Here is a 752-nt window from a genome sequence, read left to right as displayed (position 1 = left end):
GGGCCGTGTCTCAGTCCCAGTGTGGCCGATCACCCTCTCAGGTCGGCTACGCATCGTTGCCTTGGTGGGCCCTTACCTCACCAACTAGCTAATGCGCCGCAGGCCCATCTGTAAGTGGTAGCTAAAAGCCACCTTTTACCTTCTCACCAGGTGATGAAAAGGATTATCCGGTATTAGCTCACGTTTCCGCAAGTTATCCCAATCTTACAGGTAGGTTGCCTACGTGTTACTCACCCGTCCGCCGCTCGTTCCACAAGCGTCACTCCCGAAGGAGTTCAACTTGCTTCCCGCGCTCGACTTGCATGTATTAGGCACGCCGCCAGCGTTCGTCCTGAGCCAAGATCAAACTCTCCATAAAAAGTTTGAATAGAATCGACACCAATCCATTCTATCAATTGTCTTAGCTTTAAAAATGGATTCCAGGGTAGTTCGTCTTCACCCAGATTATATAAATCTGACTTCCGATTTCTTACCTCTGACATCCGTTACATACTGGTTGTTTTGTTCAGTTTTCAAGGAGCAAATTATTATGTCGCTCTCAAATCAGCGACTTTATTAATATACCACATTGACTAATATAAAGTCAATAAGTATTTTTTATTTTTTGTCGTTAATTCCAAAAGGATTTTTGCGACGGATTTAACTTTATCATGGTTAATTTACAAAGTCAACGATTATTTTACAAGAGCTTTTTGCGATGTGCCACTTTTCTAGTTTTACGAGCAAAAAAATAAAGGTTTTATTTTTTTGAA

General features: G+C 42.2%; 1 rRNA gene. It reads right to left on the bottom strand.

Annotation, left to right across the window (positions count from 1 at the left end):
* Nucleotides 1-358: ribosomal RNA gene (locus AC6HVZ_RS19610) — 16S ribosomal RNA — on the bottom strand; the annotation flags it as partial.
* Nucleotides 359-752: the final 394 nt, after the last annotated feature.

The sequence above is a fragment of the Oceanobacillus sp. NCCP-135 genome, assembly GCF_059698015.1.
Note: the sequence above shows the minus strand (reverse complement) of the source record. Positions and strands in the feature narration are given on the sequence as shown.